At 77.1% G+C, this 515-nt stretch carries 1 pseudogene; it reads left to right on the top strand.

Going from position 1 to position 515, the window contains the following annotated elements:
* Positions 1-515, top strand: a pseudogene (locus ABZ281_RS46150) (hypothetical protein); the annotation flags it as partial.

Here is a 515-nt window from a genome sequence, read left to right as displayed (position 1 = left end):
GGGCAGGTTGCCGCCGACGCCCATGATGATCGTCATGACCGCGGCCACCAGGGCCGCCTCCGTGGAGGTCCAGGAGCGCCGCCGTCGCGAACTGGCCCTGCTGGCCTGGCCGGAGGCCGCCGGCACCACCCCCGAGCAGCGCGAGGCCCTCGAACTGGCCGTGCGACACCACCTCGCCGCCCGCGAGGTCGCCGCCGTCCTCGGCATGGACCCGGCCGCCGCCCGCGATCTGCTCGCCTCCGCCGCCTGCGAGGTGGAACGCACACGTGCGGCCCTCGCCGTGGTCGAGACCGGGGCGTGCCCGAGTGTGTCGCACCTCGCCGGAGACGACCGGCTCATGCTCGGCACGGCCCTGCGCAGCGAACTCGTCCGGCACGTCGACGACTGCCCGCGCTGCCGCCGCACCGCCGAGCGCGCCATCCCCGGCCGCTGGCCCGGCACCACCGTCACGCCCGCCGAACTGCCCGTTCTGCCCGCGCCCCGCGCGGCCCTGCACGTGGCGATGGGCCACCACC

The sequence above is a fragment of the Streptomyces sp. NPDC006265 genome (genome assembly GCF_040613555.1).
In the GTDB taxonomy this organism is placed as follows: Bacteria; Actinomycetota; Actinomycetes; order Streptomycetales; family Streptomycetaceae; genus Streptomyces.
This window is presented reverse-complemented; position numbering and strand designations above follow the sequence as displayed.